Origin of the sequence: Kitasatospora sp. NPDC056273, from assembly GCF_042268845.1 — a bacterium.
In the GTDB taxonomy this organism is placed as follows: Bacteria; Actinomycetota; Actinomycetes; order Streptomycetales; family Streptomycetaceae; genus Kitasatospora.
Genome location: NZ_JBHJSJ010000045.1, coordinates 47,759 through 69,413, shown reverse-complemented (window position 1 = coordinate 69,413; position 21,655 = coordinate 47,759). Strand labels below are relative to the sequence as shown.

The 21,655-nt window shown below is 74.7% G+C and carries 17 protein-coding genes and 1 pseudogene; 10 read left to right on the top strand and 8 right to left on the bottom strand.

Going from position 1 to position 21,655, the window contains the following annotated elements:
* The 3 genes from ACFCY1_RS30880 to ACFCY1_RS30870 all read left to right on the top strand — a co-directional run.
* Positions 1 to 897, top strand: an 897-nt coding sequence (locus ACFCY1_RS30880; RefSeq protein ID WP_375876711.1) for an electron transfer flavoprotein subunit alpha/FixB family protein, incomplete at its 5' end; no start/stop codon positions are given.
* 228 nt (positions 898 to 1,125) lie between these two features.
* On the top strand, positions 1,126 to 2,547 hold the full coding sequence (locus ACFCY1_RS30875) for an acyl-CoA synthetase (RefSeq protein ID WP_375876710.1): 1,422 nt from the start codon (positions 1,126 to 1,128) through the stop codon (positions 2,545 to 2,547).
* A 301-nt stretch (positions 2,548 to 2,848) separates the two neighbouring features.
* The gene (locus ACFCY1_RS30870; RefSeq protein ID WP_375876709.1) at positions 2,849 to 3,712 is read left to right on the top strand and encodes a C40 family peptidase; all 864 of its coding nucleotides are present in this window, start codon (positions 2,849 to 2,851) and stop codon (positions 3,710 to 3,712) included.
* A gap of 117 nt (positions 3,713 to 3,829) precedes the next feature.
* Here ACFCY1_RS30870 and ACFCY1_RS30865 read toward each other — a convergent pair whose 3' ends face one another.
* A complete protein-coding gene (locus tag ACFCY1_RS30865; RefSeq protein WP_117492486.1) occupies positions 3,830 to 4,744 on the bottom strand; it encodes a PfkB family carbohydrate kinase in 915 nt (304 codons plus the stop codon).
* 418 nt (positions 4,745 to 5,162) lie between these two features.
* Between ACFCY1_RS30865 and ACFCY1_RS30860 the strand changes: the two genes are divergently transcribed.
* Entirely contained in the window at positions 5,163 to 6,230 is a 1,068-nt protein-coding gene (locus ACFCY1_RS30860; RefSeq protein ID WP_049660630.1) for an NUDIX hydrolase, read from the top strand.
* Positions 6,231 to 6,322: 92 nt separating this feature from the next.
* Complete coding sequence (locus ACFCY1_RS30855; RefSeq protein WP_375876708.1) at positions 6,323 to 7,183, top strand: DUF4184 family protein; 861 nt, start codon at positions 6,323 to 6,325, stop codon at positions 7,181 to 7,183.
* Here ACFCY1_RS30855 and ACFCY1_RS30850 read toward each other — a convergent pair.
* On the bottom strand, positions 7,159 to 8,523 hold the full coding sequence (locus tag ACFCY1_RS30850) for a dipeptidase (protein ID WP_375876707.1): 1,365 nt from the start codon (positions 8,521 to 8,523) through the stop codon (positions 7,159 to 7,161). The two genes, ACFCY1_RS30855 and ACFCY1_RS30850, sit on opposite strands and share 25 nt — an antisense overlap.
* A 222-nt stretch (positions 8,524 to 8,745) precedes the next feature.
* Here ACFCY1_RS30850 and ACFCY1_RS30845 point away from each other — a divergent pair, with 222 nt between their 5' ends.
* Positions 8,746 to 10,002, top strand: coding sequence for a geranylgeranyl reductase family protein (locus ACFCY1_RS30845; RefSeq protein ID WP_079272936.1), 1,257 nt, complete (start codon positions 8,746 to 8,748; stop codon positions 10,000 to 10,002).
* Between the two features lie 101 nt (positions 10,003 to 10,103).
* On the opposite strand, the gene ACFCY1_RS30840 is transcribed toward ACFCY1_RS30845, so the two are convergent.
* Together ACFCY1_RS30840 and ACFCY1_RS30835 are read right to left on the bottom strand one after the other, a co-directional pair.
* A complete protein-coding gene (locus ACFCY1_RS30840; RefSeq protein WP_375876706.1) occupies positions 10,104 to 12,407 on the bottom strand; it encodes a glycosyl hydrolase family 18 protein in 2,304 nt (767 codons plus the stop codon).
* A gap of 233 nt (positions 12,408 to 12,640) precedes the next feature.
* A complete protein-coding gene (locus ACFCY1_RS30835) occupies positions 12,641 to 13,045 on the bottom strand; it encodes a RidA family protein (RefSeq protein ID WP_049650961.1) in 405 nt (134 codons plus the stop codon).
* A 175-nt stretch (positions 13,046 to 13,220) separates the two neighbouring features.
* Between ACFCY1_RS30835 and ACFCY1_RS30830 the strand changes: the two genes are divergently transcribed.
* Entirely contained in the window at positions 13,221 to 13,994 is a 774-nt protein-coding gene (locus ACFCY1_RS30830) for an enoyl-CoA hydratase family protein (RefSeq protein ID WP_074006376.1), read from the top strand.
* An 88-nt stretch (positions 13,995 to 14,082) separates the two neighbouring features.
* Here the strand turns inward: ACFCY1_RS30830 and ACFCY1_RS30825 are convergent, their stop codons facing one another.
* A complete protein-coding gene (locus ACFCY1_RS30825; RefSeq protein ID WP_375876705.1) occupies positions 14,083 to 14,847 on the bottom strand; it encodes a maleylpyruvate isomerase family mycothiol-dependent enzyme in 765 nt (254 codons plus the stop codon).
* Positions 14,848 to 14,954: 107 nt separating this feature from the next.
* Here ACFCY1_RS30825 and ACFCY1_RS30820 point away from each other — a divergent pair, with 107 nt between their 5' ends.
* Entirely contained in the window at positions 14,955 to 15,710 is a 756-nt protein-coding gene (locus ACFCY1_RS30820) for a DapH/DapD/GlmU-related protein (RefSeq protein ID WP_049650964.1), read from the top strand.
* Between the two features lie 44 nt (positions 15,711 to 15,754).
* Here ACFCY1_RS30820 and ACFCY1_RS30815 read toward each other — a convergent pair whose 3' ends face one another.
* The gene (locus tag ACFCY1_RS30815; protein ID WP_375876704.1) at positions 15,755 to 17,068 is read right to left on the bottom strand and encodes a PucR family transcriptional regulator; all 1,314 of its coding nucleotides are present in this window, start codon (positions 17,066 to 17,068) and stop codon (positions 15,755 to 15,757) included.
* 182 nt (positions 17,069 to 17,250) lie between these two features.
* On the opposite strand from ACFCY1_RS30815, the gene ACFCY1_RS30810 reads away from it, so the two are divergent.
* Complete coding sequence (locus ACFCY1_RS30810) at positions 17,251 to 18,162, top strand: esterase/lipase family protein (protein ID WP_375876713.1); 912 nt, start codon at positions 17,251 to 17,253, stop codon at positions 18,160 to 18,162.
* An 82-nt stretch (positions 18,163 to 18,244) separates the two neighbouring features.
* Here the strand turns inward: ACFCY1_RS30810 and ACFCY1_RS30805 are convergent, their stop codons facing one another.
* Both ACFCY1_RS30805 and ACFCY1_RS30800 read right to left on the bottom strand, forming a co-directional pair.
* Positions 18,245 to 18,862: a HutD family protein gene (locus ACFCY1_RS30805; RefSeq protein ID WP_375876703.1), complete on the bottom strand. Its 618-nt coding sequence runs from the start codon at positions 18,860 to 18,862 to the stop codon at positions 18,245 to 18,247.
* A 129-nt stretch (positions 18,863 to 18,991) separates the two neighbouring features.
* Positions 18,992 to 20,313, bottom strand: a pseudogene (locus ACFCY1_RS30800) (MFS transporter).
* Between ACFCY1_RS30800 and ACFCY1_RS30795 the strand changes: the two are divergent.
* The gene (locus tag ACFCY1_RS30795) at positions 20,298 to 21,578 is read left to right on the top strand and encodes an ROK family protein (protein ID WP_079272930.1); all 1,281 of its coding nucleotides are present in this window, start codon (positions 20,298 to 20,300) and stop codon (positions 21,576 to 21,578) included. The pseudogene ACFCY1_RS30800 and the gene ACFCY1_RS30795 sit on opposite strands and share 16 nt — an antisense overlap.
* The last annotated feature ends 77 nt before the right edge of the window (positions 21,579 to 21,655 follow it).

Sequence of the window (21,655 nt, the reverse complement as noted above, 5' to 3'; positions counted from 1 at the left end):
CTGACCCTGGCCCGCCGTATCGGTGAGCCGTCCGCCGTCGTCCTGGGCGCCGGTGCGGCCGCGGCCGGCATCGCGGCGAAGGCCGGCGAGTACGGTGCGGTGAAGGTGTACGTCGCCGACGGCGCGGAGTTCGCCGACCAGCTGGTCGTCCCGAAGGTGGACGCGCTGGCGCAGATCGCGAAGGCGAACGACGTGGCCGCGGTGCTGGTGACGTCCTCTGGTGAGGGCAAGGAGGTGGCCGCGCGCGTCGCGCTGCGGATCGGCTCCGGCATCATCACCGACGCCATCGACCTGGAGGCCGGCGACGGCGGTCCGGTCGCCACCCAGTCGGTGTTCGCCGCGTCCTTCCAGGTGAAGTCCAAGGTCACCAAGGGCGCGCCGGTCATCACCGTGAAGCCGAACGCCGTCGCCCCGGAGGCCGCCCCGGCGGCCGGCGCGGTGGAGGACGTCGCCGTGGCGTTCACCGGCAACGCCGCCAAGGTCGTCTCGCGCACCCCGCGGGTGTCCTCCGGCCGTCCCGAGCTGACCGAGGCCGCGATCGTGGTCTCCGGTGGCCGTGGCGTCGGTGCCGCCGAGGGCTTCGGCGTGGTCGAGGAGCTCGCGGACGCGTTGGGCGCGGCCGTCGGCGCCTCGCGCGCCGCGGTGGACGCCGGCTGGTACCCGCACAGCAGCCAGGTCGGCCAGACCGGCAAGCAGGTCTCCCCGCAGCTCTACATCGCGGCGGGCATCTCCGGCGCGATCCAGCACCGGGCCGGCATGCAGACCTCGAAGACCATCGTGGCCGTCAACAAGGACCCCGAGGCCCCGATCTTCGAGCTGGTCGACTACGGCGTGGTCGGCGACCTCTTCCAGGTGCTGCCGCAGCTCACCGCCGAGGTGAAGGCCCGCAAGGCCTGATCCGCGCGGAAGGTTCGGAGGGCGTGGTGCCGGGTGCCCGGTGCCGCGCCCTCCGTCGTACCCGGCCGTCCCCGGTCCTTCCCCGGCCTTCCCGGTCGTTCTCCGCCGTCGCCGGCCCCGCTCGCCGTCCCCGGCGCGCGGCGGGCCGGGCGGCGGCCCGTAGAGTCGGCGCCGGCGCGTGGCGCACGGGCGCGGCGCGGTGGTGATGGACGAGGCGAGGACGGTGGCATGGCACTGCTGACGGCACTTCAGGGCGGTTTCGGCGACGCGGCGGACGCGCTGCGGATCGACGGTCGGACGCTCTCCCGGGAGGACCTGCTGGGCGCGGCGACCGCCGTCGCCGACCGGGTGGCCGGCGCCCCGGCGCTCGCGGTGCTCGCCCGGCCCACCGTCGAGACCGTCACCGCCGTGGTCGGCGGCCTGCTGGCGGGCGTCCCGGTGGTGCCGCTGCCGCCCGACTCGGGGCCCAAGGAGCGCGAGCACATCCTGCGCGACTCGGGCGCGGCGCTGCTCGCGCACGCCGTCGGGGAGGTGCTGCCGCAGGACACCTCGGTGGCCGGGCTGCCGGTCGACCCCGCGCGGCGCTCCACCACCAGCTACGCCGAGCCGGCCGCCGGGTCGACCGGCTTCGTGCTCTACACCTCGGGCACCACCGGCGCCCCCAAGGGCGTGGTGATCCGGCGCGAGGCGATCGCCGCCGACCTGGACGCCCTCGCCGCCGCCTGGCAGTGGACCGCCGAGGACACCCTCGTCCACGGCCTGCCGCTGTTCCACGTGCACGGGCTGCTGCTCGGCGTGCTCGGCGCCCTGCGCACCGGCAGCGGACTGGTGCACACCGGGCGGCCCACCCCGGAGGGGTACGCGGCGGCGGGCGGCAGCCTGTACTTCGGGGTGCCCACCGTGTGGTCCCGGCTGGCGGCGGACCCGCAGGCCGCGGCCCGGCTCGCCCCGGCCCGGCTGCTGGTCTCCGGCAGCGCGCCGCTGCCCGTGCCGGTGTTCGAGAAGCTCGCGGCGCTCACCGGGCACGCCCCGATCGAGCGGTACGGGATGACCGAGTCGCTGATCACCGTCAGCACCCGGGCGGACGGCGAGCGGCGCCCCGGCAGCGTCGGGCTGCCGGTGGAGGGGGTCCGCACCCGGCTGGTCGGCGAGGACGGCGCGCCGGTGCCCAGCGACGGGGAGAGCGTCGGCGAACTCCAGGTCTCCGGGCCGACGCTGTTCAGCGGTTACCTCAACCGGCCGGACGCGGACGCCGAGGCGTGGACGGCGGACGGCTGGTTCCGGACCGGCGACGTCGCGGTGATCGGGGCGGACGGCTTCCACCGGATCGTCGGCCGCGCCTCGGTGGACCTGATCAAGAGCGGCGGCTACCGGATCGGCGCGGGCGAGGTGGAGGCCGCACTGCGCGACCACCCGGCGGTCGCCGACGCGGCGGTGGTCGGCGTGCCGGACGAGGACCTCGGACAGGCGATCGTCGCGTACGTCATCCCGGACGGCGCCGTGACGGGGGAGCAGCTGACGGCCTTCGTGGCGGAGCGGCTCTCGGTGCACAAGCGGCCGCGCCGGGTCGTCCTGGTGCCCGAACTGCCCAGGAACGCCTTGGGAAAGGTGCTGAAGAAGCAGCTGCTGACGGAGGCCGGCGGCCGCTGAGGAGAGGGTGGTCGGACGCCCCCTCGGATGACGGGTGTTCACCCTGATGCGCCGTCGGTGCTCACCACCCGTGACCCTTCCATTGGCGCACTCCACTGCGCGCAGTGAGCGGACGCGTGCCTAACGTGACACGCAGGCAGGGCCGACCCCCCGGGCGGCACGCCGACGGCTTCCGGTCGCAGGACCGGAAGCCGCGGTGTGCCGGGCGGGGGCCCTGCCGACAAGCACGGCCAGTCCTGGCCGGTCACAGCAACCCGCTGCAAATCCGCAGCGATCCGCAGCAGTGAAGGAAGTCAGCACGATGACCACCGTCAACACCGGCGCGCCGGAGGCCGCCGGCGAACCGACCGGGCAGCAGGACGCTGCCACCGTCCGTCCCTCCCGTCCGTCCCGCGGCGCGCGGCTCCGTCGGGGGATAGGCATGGTGGCCGTGATCGCGACCAGTGCGGGCCTGATCGGCCTCGGCACCGGTGTCAGCCCCGCGGCCGCCGAGCCCGCCCCGGCGCACGCCGGCTGGGACGGCTCCCGGTACTGGTTCAAGAACAGCCAGGGGCAGTGGCGCTGGACCTCGCACTACGACGTCTACGTGCAGCGCACCGGAGGCGGCTCCTCGTCCGCCGCCAGGACCACGACCACGTCCTCCGGCGGGATCACCCAGGGCTGGGACGGCTCGCGCTACTGGTTCCGCAACAGCAGGGGCGAGTGGCGCTGGACCTCGCACTACGACATCTACCTGGAGCGCACCGGAGGCGGCTCCTCCTCGGACTCCCCGGGCTACTTCGACGACTCGGTCGCCGAGGACCGGGACGTCGAGACCGCCGTGCAGTTCGCGCTCTCCCAGCTGGGCGTGCCGTTCCGCCGGGCCGGCAACGGGCCGGACGGCTACGACTGCTCGGGCCTGGTGCAGCAGTCCTTCCGGCGAGGCGGGATCAGCCTGCCGCGGGTGGCCAACGACCAGTACGCGGCGACCACGCCGATCGGGGCCGGCCAGCTGCGCCGCGGCGACCTGCTGTTCTGGTCGCCGGACGGGACCGCCCGGGGCATCCAGCACGTGGCCATCTACCTGGGCGACAACAGGTACGTCGAGGCCGCGCGGCCCGGGACCAACATCAGGATCTCGGGGATCAGCAGCGGCTACTACCCGTCGTACATGGGGCGCCCGTAGCGGGGCCGCCGTCCGCCCGTCGGGGGTGCCGGGTCCGCCCGGTGCCCCCGACGGGGGTGTCCTCGTCGGTCCGGGCCGAGCCCGGGGCGCGCGACGCCCGCTCGGCCCGACGCCCGGTCAGAGGTCCGTCGGGCGGGGCAGCGCGCCGCGGGCGCCGAGGCCGGTGACGGCGAAGGCCCCGGCGGCGACGGCGGTGGCGGCCGCGTCGGGCAGCGCGGCGCCGCGGGCGAGTGCGGCGGCGAGGGCGCCGCAGAAGGCGTCGCCGGCGCCGGTGGTGTCGACCACTCGGACGGTCGGGGCGGGCAGCCGGGTCGGCGTCCCGTCCACGACGACCAGCGCGCCCTCGCCGCCGAGGGTGACCACGGCGCCCTCGGCGTGTTCGGCCAGCGCCCGGGCGGCCCCGGTGACGTCGGCGGCGCCGGTGAGCTGGCGGGCCTCGACGGCGTTCGCGACGACCAGCGGGCGGCGTCCGGTGGGGCCGGCCTCCGGCAGGGTGCCGGCCGGGGCGGTGTTGTGCAGCCAGCGGGTGCCGCCCGAGGGGCCCGCGGCGGGCAGCGCGGCGGCGGTCGCGCGGACGCACTCCGCGGGGACCTCGTTGCTGGTCAGGACCACGTCGACGGGGAGCAGCCGGAGGCGGGCGAGCGCGGCGGTGACCTCCTCCGGGGTCAGGTGGGCGTTGGCGCCGGGGAGGACGACGATGCTGTTCTCGCCGGCCGGGTCGACCATGACGATCGCCTGACCGGTGGGCGCGTCCGGGTGGGTGAGGACGGCGCCCGTCTCGACCTGCGCGCCCCGCAGGTCGGCACGCGCCGCCTCGCCCTCGGCGTCCCGTCCGACCTTGGCGACCAGGTGCGTCGCCGCCCCCATCCGGGCCGCCGCCACCGCCTGGTTGGCCCCCTTGCCGCCGAAGCCCCGGGTGGCGGCGGTGGCGAGGACGGTCTCGCCGGGGGAGGGAAGCACGGGGCAGCGGAGGATGCGGTCGGTGTTGACCGAGCCGATGACGACGACCCGACCGGCGGGAAGCAGCTTCATCGTTCCTCTGTACGCGGTGGGGCGCGGGCGGCGCAAGGAGGCGGGCGGTGGCGGTCGAGCGCAGGGCGCGTACGGGCCGAGCCCGGGGCGCGCGCGGCGCACAGGGGCGTACGAGTGGGGGGCGTGCGGAGCGTGCGCGTGGGGCGTGCGTAGCGGGTCGACCCACCAGGCATCCTGTGCCCTAGCAGTGGCGAAGGGGTGCAATTTTGATGTAGACCGGTCTGCATATTTCCGCGTACGGGCGTCTGACCTGGGCACATGCCGCTGTCACGGGGCAGATCGGGGCGTGCGGGCGGGCGCGCCGGGGAGGCATGGGGAGCGGCGTGGCGCGGGTACCACCACGGGTGGCGCTGGTTCGACCAACGGGGGCGCTGCCCGGTGCGAACGGCATCGGGGGAAGTCGAGGGCAGGGGACGTTGTGATCGTCTGGGTCAATGGCACATTCGGGGCGGGCAAGACGAGCGCCTGCCGCGAGCTGGTGGAACTGCTGCCCGGGAGCGTGCTCTTCGATCCCGAGCTGGTGGGCTTCGGCCTGCGTCGGATGCTCCCGGCCGACCGGCTGGCGACGGTGTCCGACTTCCAGGACCTGGCGGCCTGGCGCCGGCTCGTCCCCGAGACGGCGGCGGCGCTGCTCGGTGAGGTCGGGGGTCCGCTGGTGGTCCCGATGACCCTGCTCAGGGAGGACTACCGGGACGAGATCTTCGGGGACCTGGCCTCGCACGGGATCACGGTGCACCACGTCGTGCTGGACCCTGAAGAAACGATCCTGCGCGACCGCATAGCCCACCGCGACGAGTGCCCGGGCGACCCGGAGGGCAGCGAGCGGGTCCGCGCCTGGTGCCTCGAGCACCTGCCCCGCTACCGCGCCGCCCGCCGCTGGCTGGTCGGCGACGCCCGCATGATCGACACCAGCGGGATCTCCCCCCGGGAGACCGCGCACCGGATCGCCGAGCTGGTCCGGGTCGGCGCCGCCCGCTGCCCGATCGTCCAGACCCCGGACCCGACCGGCGACACCGTCGCCTCCGCCGTCCTGTTCTTCGACGAGCAGGACCGCGTGCTGCTGGTGGACCCGGTCTACAAGCCCGACTGGGACTTCCCCGGCGGCGTGGTCGAGCGCGGCGAGGCCCCCACCGACGCCGCCCTGCGCGAGACCGCCGAGGAGCTGGGCCTGCGCCTGGACCCGTCCGCGCTGCGCCTGCTCGCCGTCGACTGGGAGCCGCGCACCGGCCCGCGCCGCGGCGGCCTGCGGCTGATGTACGACGGCGGGCTGCTGGACGAGGAGGGCCGGCAGCACCTGCTGCTCCAGCAGGAGGAGCTGCGCGGTTGTCGCTTCGTCACCCTGGACGAGGCCGGGGAGCTGCTGCCCCCGGGACGCTACCGGCGGCTGGCGGCGGCGCTGGACGCGCGGCGGAGCGGCGAGCTGCGGTACCTGGAGGCGGGGAGCCGGGTGGCCGTGGGGCTGGCGAGCACGGCGGACGCGGCGTAGCGGCCGGTCGGCGCGGGGCCGGGGGCTGGTGGAGGGACCGTGGTGCGCCTCCCGGCGCGCCGCGCCGCGGTCCCGGGCGGCAGGATGGGGGCATGCCCTTCACGTTGAGCCACCCCGCCGCCGTCCTGCCCCTGCTGCGCGCCGCCGGGGCGTGCGGGCCTCTGGTGGCGTCGGCGCTGGTCGCCGGGTCGATGGCGCCGGACGTGCCGTTCTTCGCCGAGTCCCTGCTGCCCGGGGTGTACGGCCAGGGCGGGCTCACGCACCGCTGGTGGGCGGTGCCGACGGTGGACGTGGCGATCGCCGGCGCGCTGGTGGCCGGCTGGCACGGGCTGCTGCGCGGGCCGCTGGTGGCGCTGCTGCCCGAGCGGTGGGCGGGCGGCGCCGAGGCGTTGACCGTCCGGCGGGCCGGGGACGCCGCAGACCCCGCGGAGGCCGGTGCGGTCGGTGGCGCGGCGTGGTTCGCGGCCTCGGCGGCGATCGGGGCGGCCACCCACGTCGGCTGGGACGCGTTCACCCACGGGGACCGGTTGGGGGTGCGGCTGCTGCCCGTCCTGGACCGCCCGGTGGCCGGGGTCCCGCTGTACGAGGCGCTGCAGTACGGCAGTTCGGCGCTCGCCCTGGCGGCGCTGGGCGGTTGGGCGGCGCGGGCGGTGCGGGCCGTCGAGCCGGTGCGGCCGACCGTGCGGCTGGCGCCCCGGGCCCGGCGGGCGGCCGTCGCGACGCTGGGCGCGGCGACGGCCGCCGGGGTGCTGCACCGGCTCGCTCCGCTGCGGCGGAACCTGGTGCCGGAGGTCTGCTTCGGCGCCGGGGCCGGGCTCGCGGTGGGCGCGGTCGGCTACGCGGCGGTGCTGGCGGCCGCCCGCCGGTTGCGCGGCGGGCGGCCGGACGTCCTCCGCGAAGAGCCTCGGGACGTCGCTGCGAAGGTCCGTCAGACGGAGCGCAGTTCGGCGTAGCGGCGGAGGAACAGCGCCTCGGTGAGGGCCATCCGCTCCAGCTCCCGCGGGTCGACGCTCTCGTTGACCGCGTGGATCTGGGTGGTCGGCTCCTCGACGCCGATCAGCACGATCTCGGCCTGCGGGTAGAGCGAGCGCAGCGTGTTGCAGAGCGGGATCGAGCCGCCCTCGCCGGAGGCGACCATGGGCGTCCCGAAGGCCTCGGCCATCGCCTCGCCCATCGCCTCGTACGCCGGGCCGCTGGTGTCGGCGCGGAACGGCGCGCCGTTGCCCTGGCGCTCGACGGTGAGCCGGGCGCCGAGCGGGACCTGCGCCTCCAGGTGGGCGACCAGGGCGTCCTGGGCGGCGCCCGCGTCCGTGCCCGGGGCGACGCGCAGGCTGATCAGGGCCTTGGCGGTGGCCTGGACGGAGGAGGTGGCGCCGATCACCGGCGGGGCGTCGATGCCGAGGACGGTGACGGCCGGGCGGGCCCAGAGGCGGTCCGCGAGGGTGCCGGTGCCGGTCAGGGCGACGCCGTCGAGCACCTTGGCGTCGGAGCGGAACTGCTCCTCCGGGTACTGGACGCCGGTCCAGGTCTGGTCGGCGGTCAGGCCGGCCACCGCGACGTCGCCGTTCTCGTCGTGCAGCGAGGCCAGCATCCGGACCAGGGACTGGAGCGCGTCGGGGGCGGCGCCGCCGAAGGCCCCGGAGTGCAGGTTGCCGGCCAGCGTGGTGACGGTTGCCTCGACGATCGTCATGCCGCGCAGTGAGGTGGTCACGGTGGGCAGGCCGGGGGCGAAGTTGCCGGTGTCGCCGATGATGATGGCGTCGGCGGCGAGCAGCTCGGGGTGGGCCTCGGCGTAGCGCTCCAGACCGCCGGTGCCCTGCTCCTCGGAGCCCTCGACGATGATCTTCAGGCCGACCGGGTAGGCGTCGCCGTGGACCTGACGCAGCGCCCGCAGCGCCGTCAGGTGCATCAGGATGTTGCCCTTGCAGTCGGCGGCGCCGCGCCCGTACCAGCGGCCGTCGCGCTCGGTCAGCTCGAAGGCGGGGCTGTGCCAGGCGTTCTCGTCCAGCGGGGGCTGGACGTCGTAGTGGGAGTAGAGCAGGACGGTCGGCGCGCCCTCGGGGCCGGGCAGCTCGCCGTAGACGGACTGGGTGCCGTCCGGGGTGTCCAGCAGCCGGATGCCGGTCAGGCCCTCGGCGGCGAAGGCGTCGGCGACCCAGCGCGCGGCCTTCTCGCACTCCTCGACCGGGAACTGGCGCGGGTCGGCGACCGACGGGAAGGCGACCAGCTCGGCGAGGTCGGTGCGGGCACGGTCCATCAGGGATCGGACGGCGTCGGCCAGGGGCTGTGACATCGGGGCTCCGGGGGGACGGTCCGCCCTTGGGGTGGTGTGGGCGGAGGAGGCGGTTTGCGGTAGTGCCGATCATAGGTGGAGCGGAACAGGGAGTTCCGAGGGTGGGCCGCGGACCGGGCCTCAGGGGGAGGGGCCGCCTTCGGGCGGGCCGTACGGCCGGGTGGCGCCGGTGCGGGGGCGGCGCGCTCGAACGGCGCGGCCGGACGCATAGGATTGCTCGACGTGACTGACTCCGGAAGCTCCGATTCCCGTAGCCCGCTCGACAGCCCGGCCGAGGGCGGTCCGACCGACGACGCGGCCGCGCCGCTGGACGGCGTCTGGGACGTCGTGGTGGTCGGCGCCGGACCGGCGGGCTCCTCGGCCGCGCACGCCGCCGCGGCCCAGGGCCGCCGGGTGCTGCTGCTCGACAAGGCCGAACACCCCCGGTACAAGACCTGCGGCGGCGGCATCATCGGCCCCTCCCGGGACAGCCTGCCGCCGGACTTCCGGTTGCCGCTGCAGGACCGGGTGCACGCCGTCACCTTCGCCTACAACGGGAGGTACACCCGTACGCGGCGGTCCAAGCGGATGCTGTTCGGCCTGGTCAACCGGGACGAGTTCGACCTGCGCCTGGTGCAGGCGGCCAAGCAGGCCGGGGCGGTGCTGGTCACCGGAGTGACCGTCACCGGCGTCGAGCAGCGCGGCGGGGAGCACCGGACGGCCCTGGTGACGGCCGCCGACGGGCGCACCTTCGAGGCCCGCGCGGTGGTCGGCGCGGACGGCAGCGCGAGCCGGATCGGCCGGCACGTCGGCGTCACCTTCGACCAGATCGACCTCGGCCTGGAGGCCGAGATCCCGGTGCCGGCCCAGGTCGCGGCCGACTGGGCGGGCCGGATCCACCTCGACTGGGGTCCGCTGCCCGGCAGTTACGGCTGGGTGTTCCCGAAGACCGAGACCAGCAGCCTGACCGTCGGCGTCATCTCGGCGCGCGGCGACGGCGAGCGGACCAAGCAGTACCTCGCCGACTACATCCGCCGGCTGGGCCTGTCCGGGTTCACCCCGCAGGTCGAGTCCGGGCACCTGACCCGCTGCCGGACCGAGGACTCGCCGCTCTCCCGCGGCCGGGTGCTGGTCGCCGGGGACGCGGCCGGACTGCTGGAGCCGTGGACCCGCGAGGGCATCTCGTACGCGCTGCGCTCGGGCCGGCTGGCCGGCGAGTGGGCGGTGCAGGTCGCCGAGGCGGGCAACGCGGCGGCGGTGCGGCGCGAGGCGCTGAACTACGCGTTCGCGGTCAAGGCCGGGCTGGGCGTGGAGATGCGCGCGGGCAAGCAGCTGCTGGGCGCCTTCGAGCGGCGGCCGTACCTGTTCCACGCGGCGGTCTGCCTGGTGCCGCCGGCCTGGCGGGCCTTCGCCCGGACCACCCAGGGGCACACCTCCTTCGCCCAGGTGCTGCGGCAGTACCGGGCCGCGCGGCGGCTGGCGTCGATGGCCTCGCGGTAGGGCGGCCGCCGTGGCGTCGTGAGCTCGTGACGCTGTGGAGCGGGGCCGGTGTCCCTCCGTGCGCGGGAGGGGCACCGGCCCCGCTTCCCTTGCGGGGAGCGCTACTTGAGCCCGGTGTCCAGTGCGGACATCAGGGTGCCGGACGGGGTGTCGCCGGACATCTCCCAGATCATGCCGCCGAGCAGGTTCTTCGACTTGAGGTAGGCGGTCTTCTGCGAGATCGACCAGGCGTCGTCGAAGGTCCACCACTGCCCGCCGGCTCCCGTGTAGCCGTACGTCGCAACGGACTTGGGGTCGTGGTAGACCTTGAGACCGGAGAGGCTGGTGATCAGGTTGTTGTACCCGCGGGTGCCGGCCTCGTCGCTGAACTGGCCGGGTGCGGCGCCGTTCGCGGACTGCCAGGCGCCGTTCGCGCCGCCGTCCGCGACGGTCTGCCAGCCGCGCCCGTAGAACGGGAAGCCGATGGTCAGCTTGCGCGGGTTGACCCCGGCGTTCAGGTACGTCTGGACGGCCGTGTCCACGCTGAAGTGGGTGGCGTAGGGGTCGTTCGGGTCCTGGTAGAGGTTGGAGGCGTGGCCGGTGCGGTTCGGCTCCCAGGAGTTGTCGCTGCCGGAGCCGTGGAAGTCGTAGCCCTGGACGTTGGCGATGTCCAGCGAGCCGAAGATCTTCGAGAGGTCCCAGCCGGCCGCGACCTTCGCCGGGTCGGCGGGGGTGAAGGCGGTGAGCAGCTTGTGCGAGCCGCCCAACGCGTCCAGCTGCTTGCGGAATTCGGCCAGCAGCAGGGTCAGGTTGCCCTTGTCGTTGGCGCTCCAGTGGTTGCCCGGGTGGCCGTCGGCGGAGCCGGGCCACTCCCAGTCGAGGTCGATGCCGTCGAAGATGCCCGCTGCCACGCCGTCGCCGCCGGCGCCGTTGTAGGCCGGCAGGTTGCCCTTGATCCAGGTGTCGACGCAGGACTTGACGAACTTCTGGCGGGACGCGTCGGTGGCGGCGGCGTCGGAGAAGTACTTGGAGTAGGTCCAGCCGCCGAGCGAGACGACCACCTTCAGGTTGGGGTACTTGGCCTTCAGCTTCTTCAACTGGTTGAGGTTGCCGCGGAGTTTGCCCCAGCCGTCGTCGGCCACGCCGTCCACCGACTGGTCGGCGCTCATCGCCCGGCCGTAGTCCGCGTCGGCGTCACCGGCGCCGGTGCCCTGGTCCGGGTCCTCCGGGTTGGCGGTGGTGCCCTTGGTGACGCCGGCCTGGCAGGTCAGGTTGACCGGATCGATGTTCTCGAAGGCGTAGTTGACGACGTCGAGCTTGGCGGCGGCGCCCGAGGTGTCCAGGTTCTTGACGAAGTACTGGCGGCCGTAGATGCCCCACTGGACGAAGTAGCCGACCCGGGCGTACTTCCCGGCGCCGACCAGGTCCGAGGTGGTCACGGTGAGCGGGGCGGAGGCGGGCGAGGCGTTGTCGGCGGCGTCCCGGGCCTTCACGGTGAACGTGTAGGCGGTGGACGGGGAGAGGCTGCCGACGGTCGCGCCGAGCGTGCTGCCGGTGACCGTGGCCACCAGGGTGCCGCCCTGGTAGACGTCGTACGCTGCCACCCGGACGTTGTCGGTGGAGGCGTTCCAGGCGAGCGTCACGTCCGTCGAACCGACCGTGGTGGCCCGGAGGTTGGCCGGTGCGGTGGGCGGCGAGGTGTCGGTGGACGGGTCGAAGGTGGACGCGGTGACACCCGCGCTGAGCGGGCCGGTGTTGCCGCGGCTGTCCTTGGCGCGGACGGTCAGGGTGTACGAGGTGGCCGGGGTGAGGCCGGTGACCAGCACGCCGGTGGACGGGCTGGAGGCGAGCACCGTGCTACCGCTCAGCACGTCGTAGGAGGCGACCGGGAAGTCCCCGCCGGTGGCGGCCGGCCAGCTCAGGGCGAGCGTGTGCGCGGTGGACTCGGTGACCGTCGGGGTGCCCGGCGCGGACGGCGGGACGTCCGCGCTGCCGTCGCACTTGTCGCCGTTGACACGGCAGTTGAGCGGGGCGGTGACCGGGCCGTTGCCGACGAACCAGAAGCTGTACGGCTCGGTGGTGCCGTGGGCGTTGACGGTGGAGTTGTAGAATGCCGCGGTGGCGGTGACGTGCCGGCCGCTCACGGTGGCGGTGCCGTTGTAGCTGTTGCCGATGGTGACGCCGGCCGGGAGGTCGAACTCCAGGGTCCAGCCGCTCACCGCGGTCGCGTTGTCGTTGTGGACGATGTAGGTGCCCTGCCACCAGGAGCCGTTGTCGGCCGTGGTGAAGGTGGCGGTGAGCTTTCCGGCGGCGTTCGCCGGGGCGGCCAGCGCGGTGAGCGCGGCGAGGGGCAGGAGCAGGACGGAGAGCAGTGCCAGCAGTCTGCTGCGCACGCGCGGGCGCCCGGCCCGGGATCGAGCGGACATGGTTCTCCCTGTGACTGTGGGGGTTGAACAGGGTGACGTAGAACCTTGGTTGATCCGTGCGGTTGATCCGTGTGCGATCCATGCCTGTGCCGTGGGGAGGCAAGGCATGGGAACTGTAGGAGGACTGGACCAATGCGTCAACAGGTCTGTACCACTTGGGAGTTGTCCCCGATGCTCCCGCCGTCTCGCCGCCCCCGTCGCTCCGCTATTCCCTGGTGCTCCCGCCGCTCCCGCTACTCGCGGACGATCGCCATCGCCTCGATCTCCATCAGCACGTCGGGCCGGAACAGCGCCGAGACCTGCACGGCGGAGGAAGCGGGCGGCGGAACGGAGCCCAGGTACTCGTCGCGGATCTCGCGGACCACGGCGAGGTGGGCGATGTCGGTCATGAAGTAGGTGAACTTCACGACGTCCTCGAACCCGGCCCCGGCGGCGGCCAGGCAGCGGCGGAGGTTCTCGAAGACCTGCCGCGCCTGCGCCTTCGGATCCCCCGGGCCGACCAGGTCCCGGTTCTCGTCGAACGGGACCTGTCCGGACACCTGGACCAGTCGGCCGCTTCCGGCGACGACCTGGGTGTAGCCGGTGCCGGGCGCGACTCCGGGCGGCTCCGTGATGCGGGTGAGGTGAGAGGTGGTCATGGGACGGATCCTGATCCATGCCCCCTCGGGCAGGCAAGCCCGACGGCCTGGGGGCTCCGGCTCGCTCTGGCCGAGGGGCGGGTGGGCGTGCCAGAGTCGTCCGGGCGTCGTCCGGGCACCTCCCGGACCGCGCCCGCAGTCCGACCCACCCTCAGCCGGAAGGCAGGCCCCGCCGATGACCAGCGCAGCGCCCCTCGTCCACGTCAGCACCGCCGACGCCGTCACCACCCTCACCCTCGACTCGCCGCACAACCGCAACGCGCTCTCCACCCGGCTGATGGCCGAGCTGCACGCCGGACTGGCCTCCGCCGCGGCCGACCCGGAGGTCCGCGCCGTGGTGCTCGGGCACACCGGCAAGGTGTTCTGCGCGGGTGCGGACCTCTCCGAGGCGACCGGCGCGGACCCGACGGTCGGCCCGCGCGGCCTGGTCGAGCTCCAGCGGGCGATCGTGGACTGCGCCAAGCCGGTGATCGCCGTCATCCACGGCCACGTCCGGGCCGGCGGCCTCGGCCTGGTCGGCGCGGCGGACCTCGCCGTCGCCGGACCGGCCTCGACCTTCGCCTTCACCGAGGTGCGGCTCGGCCTCGCGCCCGCCGTCATCTCGCTGCCGCTGCGCCCGAAGCTGGACCCGCGCGCCGCCTCCCGCTACTACCTCACCGGCGAGGTCTTCGACGCCGCCGAGGCCGCCCGGATCGGGCTGATCACCAGCGCCACCGACTCCGCCGAGGCCACCGACGTGGCGCTCAAGGGCCTGCTGGACGCGCTGCGCCTGGGCTCCCCGCAGGGCCTGGCGGAGTCGAAGCGGCTGGCCAACGCCGAGGTGGTGCGCTCCTTCGAGCGGGACGCGGAGGAGCTGGTGGAGCTGTCGGCGCGGCTCTTCGGCTCGGCGGAGGCGCAGGAGGGGATGCGCTCGTTCCTGGAGAAGCGGCCCGCGCGCTGGGTGCGCTGAGGGCCGGGTTTCCCGGGTGCCCGTTCGCCCGGGGGCGTCGCCGCCCCCGGGCGTGACGACCCGTGCGCAGGGGTCGCGGCCGGCACGGTCAGAGGACCGCCGCCGTCTCGCTCCAGAGGGCGAGCAGGCTCTGGTCGCCGATCGCCTTGACCTCCCCGGCCTGCTGGGCGGACAGCCGGTTCCACAGCAGCGGGTAGAGCTCGTGGGCCGGGCCGGCGAGGGTCAGATCGGCCAGCTCGGGGCCCTCGCCGGTGGTGACGACCGGCGCTTCCCGGGTGATCGTCAGGTGCCAGGAGCCGGGGCCGTCGGTGGCCCGGACCAGGAGGGTGCGCGGCCGGTCGCTGCGCAGCTTGGACCGGCCGAGGGTCGTGAAGCCGCTCACCAGTTCGTCGATGCCGTCGAGGGCGAGCGCGGTGTCCACGACCGGACCGGGCACCCCGGCGGCCGCGTCGGCGTCGCGGCGGTGCACGGCGGTCTCGTGCGCCTGGCGCCGGGCCCAGAACGCCAGCGGGCTGGGCGAGGACAGGAAGGTCCAGCACTCGAGGTCGGCGGGCGCCGCGGTGAGGGTGTCCACCAGCGCGGCGTGGCCCTCGCGGTACCAGTCGAGCAGCTCGGTGTTCGAGGGCAGCGGCCCGACGGCGGCCTGCGCGTCCGCCTCGTCCGGCGGGGTCGGCGCGCCTCCGGACACGATCGCGGCGGCCCAGCGGTGGACGGAGCCGATGTGCTGCAGCAGCTTCGTCAGCTGCCAGTCCGGACAGGTCGGTACGGGGGCGGACAACTCGGTACGGGCCGCGGCCTCGGCGAGCCTGGTGCCCTCGCGGCGCAGCGCGTCGATGTGCTCGGTGATCTCCATGGGACGGAGTCTTCCATCGCGGCCGGTCCGCCGGTCGCGGATTTCGGACATTCCTCCGGTTGCCTCCCGGCGGACGGGCGGATGCTACGGGCCGGTAACGTGAGCGCATGCCGATAACCCGTTCGCTCGTCTCAGCCGTCCGGACCGGTGGCCGCCGCGCCGCCGGACGCCTCGTCCACCGGGGCTGGCGCTGGGTGCAGCGGACCGGAGCGGTCACCAGCCGCAACCCCGGCCCGTACCGGTTCGGCGAGCTGGGCGACGGCACGACGCTCAGCTTCCCGCTCGGGGCGGTGTTCAACGAGCAGTGGATCACCATCGGGCCGTTCTCGATCATCGGCGAGCGGGTCACCATCAGCGCGGGCTTCCTGCCCGGGCTCGACCTCGGGCCGGAGCCGATCGTGCGGATCGGCGGCGGCTGCGTGATCGGCCGGGACAGCCACATCGTCGGCCACCAGTCGATCGTCATCGGCGACGACGTGTGGACCGGCCCCGGCGTGTACATCAGCGACCAGTCGCACGAGTACCGGGACACCGAGCTGCCGATCGGCAAGCAGTGGCCGCGCAACGAACCGGTGGAGATCGGCACGGGCAGCTGGATCGGCACCGGCGCGGTGATCCTGCCGGGGGCGCGGATCGGCCGCAACGTGGTGGTCGCGGCGGGCGCCGTGGTGCGCGGCGACGTTCCCGACCACAGCGTGGTCGCCGGGGCGCCGGCCAAGGTGGTGCGCCGCTGGACGGAGGAGGAGGGCTGGCAGCCGCCGCTGCGCCACGACGCTCCGCAGCCGGTGCCGGACGGCGTGACCGCGGAGCAGCTGCGTGCCCTGGTCGGCTGGGACCTGCGGCTGCCGGGGGAGCAGGGCTGAGGTCGTCCGCAGGGCACCGGCCCGGTGCTGGCAGTCGTCCCGAACTACCCGGCGAGGGAGGCCTGTTCGGCGGTGCGGGCGGCGATGGCGGCGGCGATCCGCGGGAGGTCGGCGGGGCGGGCCGGATCCAGGCCGGTCAGTGCGGCGATCCGGCGCAGCCGGTAGTCGACGGTGTTCGGGTGCAGGTGCAGGGCGCTCGCGGTGTGGCGGCGGTTCAGGCCGCCGGCCAGGTGGGTGTGCAGGGTGATGAGCAACTCCCCGGCGTCGGCGAGCGGTTCGAGCAGGGCGGCGAGCCGGGAGCGGGCCTGGCTGGGGCGGGTGAGCTGGTACTCCAGCAGGACGTCGTCCAGCCGGTGCAGCCCCGGCGGTCGGCCGAACGCCCTTGCCACGTCGAGGACTTCGTAGGCGAGAGCGGCCGCGCCGGGCACCTCGGCGGGGGTGGCGGGCGCGGCCCCGGCCAGGACGGGAACGCCGGCCGCCCGGGCCGCCGCGGCGAGGGCGGCGGCGAGCAGCGGCCACGGCGCCTCGCCGGCCCCGTCCTCGTCCGGACCGGGTGACGGTCCGAACGGGACGAGCACCAGGCCGCCCGTGGGGGTGAGCGCGGTGAGCGCCGACTGCCGGGTGCGGTGGTCGAGTTCGGCCTCGAACCGGCGGAGCTTGCGGAGGGCGGCGATGCCCGGATCGACACCGGGGGAGTGCTCGTCGGGGTGGTCGGTGAGGGACAGGCAGAGTACGGCGTACCCGGTGGGCAGACGGAGCCCGGCGCGCTCGGCGGCCGCGTCGGCGGGGGTGCCCGCGAGCAGCGCGCCGAGCAGGGAGTGCCGGGCCGAGTCCCGTCGGCCGGTGGCCGGGCGGCGGCCGTCCAGATAGCCCGCCCCGGCGGCGGTGACGGCCTGGCGGAGCTGGTCGAGCAGCAGCCGGTTGAGGGCGAGCAGGTCGGCGGCGTCGTCGTCCCGGGCGTGCCGGGTGGCGAACTCCCAGCAGACCTCCAGTCCGAGGTGGTGGGCGAGCAGGACGGCGTCCAGCGGCAGGCCCTCCTCGGCCCGCCGGGCGGCGGCCTCCCGGACGGCGGTGAACTCCTCGGCGGGGGCAGGGAGTCCGGTCCGTACGGTGTGGGCGAGGGCGCGGATGCGGCGCTCGGTGTCCCGGGTCAGCTCGCCGGTGAGCTGTTCGCGCGGCAGCCGGCGGTAGACCGGCACCCGCTCCAGCAGGGCGGCGACCACGGTCTCGGCCAGCTCCCGTACGCCGCCGAGCAGTCGCTGGTCGGTCGGGAGCCCGCCGATCACCGGGACGTGCCAGTCCGGCGTCCGATCGGAGGTGTTCGGGGGTGCGGGGTGGGGTGCGTTGTGACCGGTCACAGAGAACACCGTCCAGGTCTGGGGGACGCCCAAGGGCCGGGCCGGAGGGGCGACCGCATGATGGTGCCCTCGGGTTACCTGTTGGTAACAAACTTCCGCTGTGGAGGCAACAGTTGAGAACCCCACTTCTCCGCTTCTCCGCAACTCCGGTGCGCCGCAGGGGCGCAGGCGCGCTGGGTGCGCTGCTGCTGGCGGGGGCGGTGCTGGCCGGTGCGACGGTGTCGCCGGCGAGCGCCGCCGTGCCCGTCGCGAGCGCCTCGGCCGTCGCGGCCGCAGCGTCCGCCTCGTCTGCCGAACTGCCGCCGGACGGTGACACGGTGGCCTCGCCGCCCGGCGCCAACGACTGGACCTGCCGGCCGACCACCGCGCACCCCGACCCGGTCGTCCTGGTGCACGGCACCTTCGCCAACCGCTACGAGAACTGGCTGGCGCTCTCCCCGCTGCTGAAGAGCCTCGGGTACTGCGTCTTCGCCCTCGACTACGGGATGATCCCCGGCGTCACCTCCAGCGGCAGCGGCCTGCTGCTGCCGATCGGCGGCCTCGGGCCGGTGCCGGAGTCGGCGGCCCAACTCGGCCGGTTCGTGGACCTGGTGCGGACCGCGACCGGCGCGGCCAAGGTCGACATCGTCGGGCACTCGCAGGGCGGCATGCTGCCGAACTACTACCTCAAGTTCCTCGGTGGCGGGTCCAAGGTCGGCAGGCTGGTCGGGCTGGCGCCGTCCAACCACGGCACGACGCTCGACGGGATCACCAACCTGGTGCCGTACTTCCCGGGCGTCGCGGACCTGATCTACACGGTCTGCAAGGCCTGCCGGGACCAGGCGGTGGGCTCCGACTTCAACACGGTGATGGCCTCCCGGCCCGACACCGTACCGGGTGTGCGCTACACGGTGATCTCGACGGTCCTCGATGAAGTCGTCACCCCGTGGCGGACCCAGTTCCTGAGCGGCCCGGACGTCGACAACCAGGTGGTGCAGGAACACTGCCCGGTCTCGCTGGTGGAGCACGTCGGGATCGCGTTCTCGCCGACGGCGCTGCACCTGGTCACCAACGCGCTGGATCCGGGGCACGCCACGCCGGTGTTCTGCGGGTGAAGCGGCGGCGGCGCTCCTGCCCCCGGGGCGGTCCCGGGAGGTGGGAGCGCCGCTGTTCGGTGGTGCGGCCCTTGACCGGCTCTCAGGGCGCGGTGTGGAAGGCGATGACGGCGGTGGTGCCGTCCGGGTGCAGCTCATACGTGCCCGGGGTGTCGAGCAACGCGGCGTCGTAGCGGGCGAGTTCGACGCCGTCGACGGTGCCGCCGTCGACGGAGGCGCCGTGGATGGAGGTGTCGTGGATGGTGGCGGTGCCGACGAGGCAGACCAGGAGGGCGGTGCTCCCGTCCGGGACGTCGACCGTGGTGGCCGCGGTGGCCAGGTCGACCGCGGCCTCGACCCGCCCGCGGCGCGTCATCACGTTGAAGTCCACCACCGGGCCGGCCAGCAGCCGACACTCGGTGGTGGCGTCGCCGGAGAAGGCGAACGGCCGGAACGGCGCGTCGACCAGCTGCTCGGTACCGTCGACGGTGAGCGCCATGCCGGCGCCCTCGACCAGGGTGATCACCCGGTCGATCCCGGGGAACGGGGAGAACGGCCCCGCCGAGGCGACGTCCGCGAGGCTGACCCGCCAGTCGAAGGCGTCCAGTCCGGCGCCGACCGGGAACCCGGCGACCTCCCTGGTCACCCCGCCCCCGTTGAGCCACGCCGTCGCCGGGCGCTCGCCCGCCCGCAGTACCTGGAAGCGTTCGCTGGTCGTCATGGCCTCGCATCCTGTCACACGGCGGATGACAGATGACAGGTGACAGATAACAGATTTCAGTGTCTGTCAGCTGTTATCTGTCAGCTGTCATCTGTTCGCTGTTCTCTGTCATCCGTTGCCTGTCGACCGTCACCGGTCGTCCGTCACCCGCCGTCCGACCGACAGCGGCAGGAGCGCCGCCACCGTGGCCGCGAGGGTGACCGTGGTGAGGGCCAGCGGCAGTCCGGCCGCGTCGGCGAGGAAGCCGATCACCACCGGGCCGATCAGCATCCCCCCGTAGCCGAGCGAGGAGGCGAACGCGACGCCCTGCGGCCCGCCCGCCGCACCGGCCCGGGCGATGGCGAGCGGGAAGAGGTTGGCCAGGCCGAGGCCGACCAGCACGAACCCGCAGATCGCCACCGGCACCACCGGCGCCAGGGCGGCGACCAGCATGCCGACCGCCGCCGTCAGCCCGCCGAACAGCATCAGCCGGGTCTGGCCGAGCCTGATGGACAGCCAGGTGCCGCCGACCCGCCCGCCGGCCATCGCGAACGCGTACGCGCCGTAGCCGGTGGCGGCCACCACGGAACTCGCCCGGACGTCGTCGGTGAGGTGGAGCGTGGCCCAGTCGGCGATCGCGCCCTCGCCGTACGCGGTGCAGAGCGCGGTGAGGCCGAGCAGCAGGACGAGCAGGCGGGTACGGGGGCGGGTCGAGCCCGCGTCCGGCCGCGCGGTCCCGGACGGTTCCGCCGTGCGGTCCGTGTGGCTCGTACGGTCCGTATGGCCCGGTGCGACCGCTGCCGCCGCCGGGCTGCGCAGCAGGACGACGCCCGCGCCGACGGTGACGGCCATGCCCAGCGCCGCGCTGAGCGCGAGCGCCCATGCGGTGCTCAGCGGGCCGGCGAGCAGTCCGCTGACGCCGGTGCCGACCAGCCCGCCGAAGCTGTACCCGGCGTGGAAGCTGGGCATCACGGGCCGCCGCAGCTGCGCGACAGGTCGACGGCGGCGCTGTTCATCGCGACGTTGGCCCCGCCGTACCCCGCGCCGAACAGCAGCAGCACCCCGCCGAGCGCGGTGACCGAGTGGGCGTGCGCGGGCAGTAGCACGGCGAGGCTGAGCAGGGCGAGCGAGCCGACGGTCACCGGCCGGGAGCCGTATCGCAGGCAGAGCCGGCCGATCACGGGCATGGTGAGGACGGCGCCGATGGACAGGCAGAGCAGGGCGAGCCCGAGGGCGCTGTGCGAGGCGCTGACCTGACTGCGGATGTCCGGGATGCGGACGACCCAGGAGGCGAAGAGGAAGCCGTCGACGGCGAAGAACGCGGTGAGGGCGATACGTGCAGGACCCCAGGGGCTGTCCGTCACCGGGGGTGTGCTGCGAGACTGGAAGGAGGGGCGATCGGGCCGGGTGCGTGAACCGATTTTGTTTCGAAGCGACACAAAGTCACAATAGGGGCGTGCAGCTCTCACCATCAAGCCCGAGGCCCGGTACCGGGAACGACTCCGACGCGCAGCGCGACAACCACCGCCGCGCGGCTCCCGACCGGGGCCGGACGCTGCTCGGCCCAGCGCTCTCCCTGATCCACACCGGCCAGACGCCGACCCGCTCGGCGCTCACCCGCGCGCTGGACGTCACCCGGGCCACCGCCGGCGCGGTCACCGCCGAACTCGAGGCGCTCGGCCTGATCACCGTCGACTCGCGCCCGGCCGGCGGCGGCCGCGGCCGCCCGTCGCACCGGCTCGCGATCGACCCGAACGGCCCGGTCGTGGTCGCCGGGCAGATCCACGCCGACGGACTGAGCGTCACCCTGGCCGGCCTCGGCGGACTGCTCGACCCGCCCGTCCACCTGCCGCTGCCCGCCGCCACCGACCCGGTCCGGATGCTGCGCGCCGTCGCCGTGGCCGGTGCCGAACTCGCCCGCGCGACCGACCGCCGCTGTCTGGGCGCCGCGCTCGCGCTGCCCAACCCGGTCACCGAGCCGGACGGCACCGCCCTCGCCGCGCTGCACTTCGCCTGGCCCAGCGGCACCCCGGTCGCCGACCTGTACGACGTCGAGGTCGGACGCGCCGACCACGGCCCGAAGGCGCTGCGCCCGCTGCCCACCGCGATCGCCAACGACGCCAACCTGGCCGCGCTCGCCGAGTACCGGCACGGCGCCGGTCGCGGCGCCCGCCACCTGCTCTTCGTCACCTCCGGCCACCGCGGCGTCGGTGGCGCGCTGGTCATCGACGGACACCTGCACACCGGCAGCGCCGGCCTCGCCCTGGAGGTCGGCCACCTCACCGTCGACCCGCAGGGACGGCCCTGCATGTGCGGCAACCGGGGCTGCCTGAACTCCGAGACCGACCCCGACGCGCTGTTCACCGCCGCCGGGCTCACCCCGGAACCGGGACGCCCGCTGCTCGACCAGGCGCGCGAGCTGTGCCGGGCCGCCGCGACGGACGACCGGGCGCGGGCGGCGGTGGAGCACGTCATCGACCGGCTCGGACTCGGCCTGGCGGGCGTCGCCAACATCCTCAACCCCGACCGGGTGGTCCTCAGCGGGCTGCACCTCCACCTGCTGGAGGCCGCGCCCGACCGGCTGCGGTCGGTGGTCGCCGAGCGCAGCCTGTGGGGGCGCAGCGGCCGGGTGCCGATCGTCGGCGCGGAGCTGGCGCACGGCGCGCTCGCGGGCGCGGCCGAGCTGGGCTGGGGGCCGTACCTGGCGGACCCGCAGTCGGTGCCGGTGCTGCCCTGACAGCGATCGGGTCTGCCCTGGTCGATGGGTTCCGCCCCCGACGGTGACCAGATCTGTCCTGACGGCGATAAGCGGAA

Excerpts from the sequence above, each read along its gene's own strand:
- ACFCY1_RS30850 (WP_375876707.1), bottom strand. The coding sequence starts at position 8,523 with ATGTCACAGCCCCTGGCCGACGCCGTCCGATCCCTGATGGACCGTGCC.
- ACFCY1_RS30820 (WP_049650964.1), top strand. The coding sequence starts at position 14,955 with ATGCCGATAACCCGTTCGCTCGTCTCAGCCGTCCGGACCGGTGGCCGC.
- ACFCY1_RS30825 (WP_375876705.1), bottom strand. The coding sequence starts at position 14,847 with ATGGAGATCACCGAGCACATCGACGCGCTGCGCCGCGAGGGCACCAGG.
- ACFCY1_RS30835 (WP_049650961.1), bottom strand. The coding sequence starts at position 13,045 with ATGACCACCTCTCACCTCACCCGCATCACGGAGCCGCCCGGAGTCGCG.
- ACFCY1_RS30865 (WP_117492486.1), bottom strand. The coding sequence starts at position 4,744 with ATGAAGCTGCTTCCCGCCGGTCGGGTCGTCGTCATCGGCTCGGTCAAC.
- ACFCY1_RS30855 (WP_375876708.1), top strand. The coding sequence starts at position 6,323 with ATGCCCTTCACGTTGAGCCACCCCGCCGCCGTCCTGCCCCTGCTGCGC.
- ACFCY1_RS30875 (WP_375876710.1), top strand. The coding sequence starts at position 1,126 with ATGGCACTGCTGACGGCACTTCAGGGCGGTTTCGGCGACGCGGCGGAC.
- ACFCY1_RS30870 (WP_375876709.1), top strand. The coding sequence starts at position 2,849 with ATGACCACCGTCAACACCGGCGCGCCGGAGGCCGCCGGCGAACCGACC.
- ACFCY1_RS30840 (WP_375876706.1), bottom strand. The coding sequence starts at position 12,407 with ATGTCCGCTCGATCCCGGGCCGGGCGCCCGCGCGTGCGCAGCAGACTG.
- ACFCY1_RS30805 (WP_375876703.1), bottom strand. The coding sequence starts at position 18,862 with ATGACGACCAGCGAACGCTTCCAGGTACTGCGGGCGGGCGAGCGCCCG.
- ACFCY1_RS30830 (WP_074006376.1), top strand. The coding sequence starts at position 13,221 with ATGACCAGCGCAGCGCCCCTCGTCCACGTCAGCACCGCCGACGCCGTC.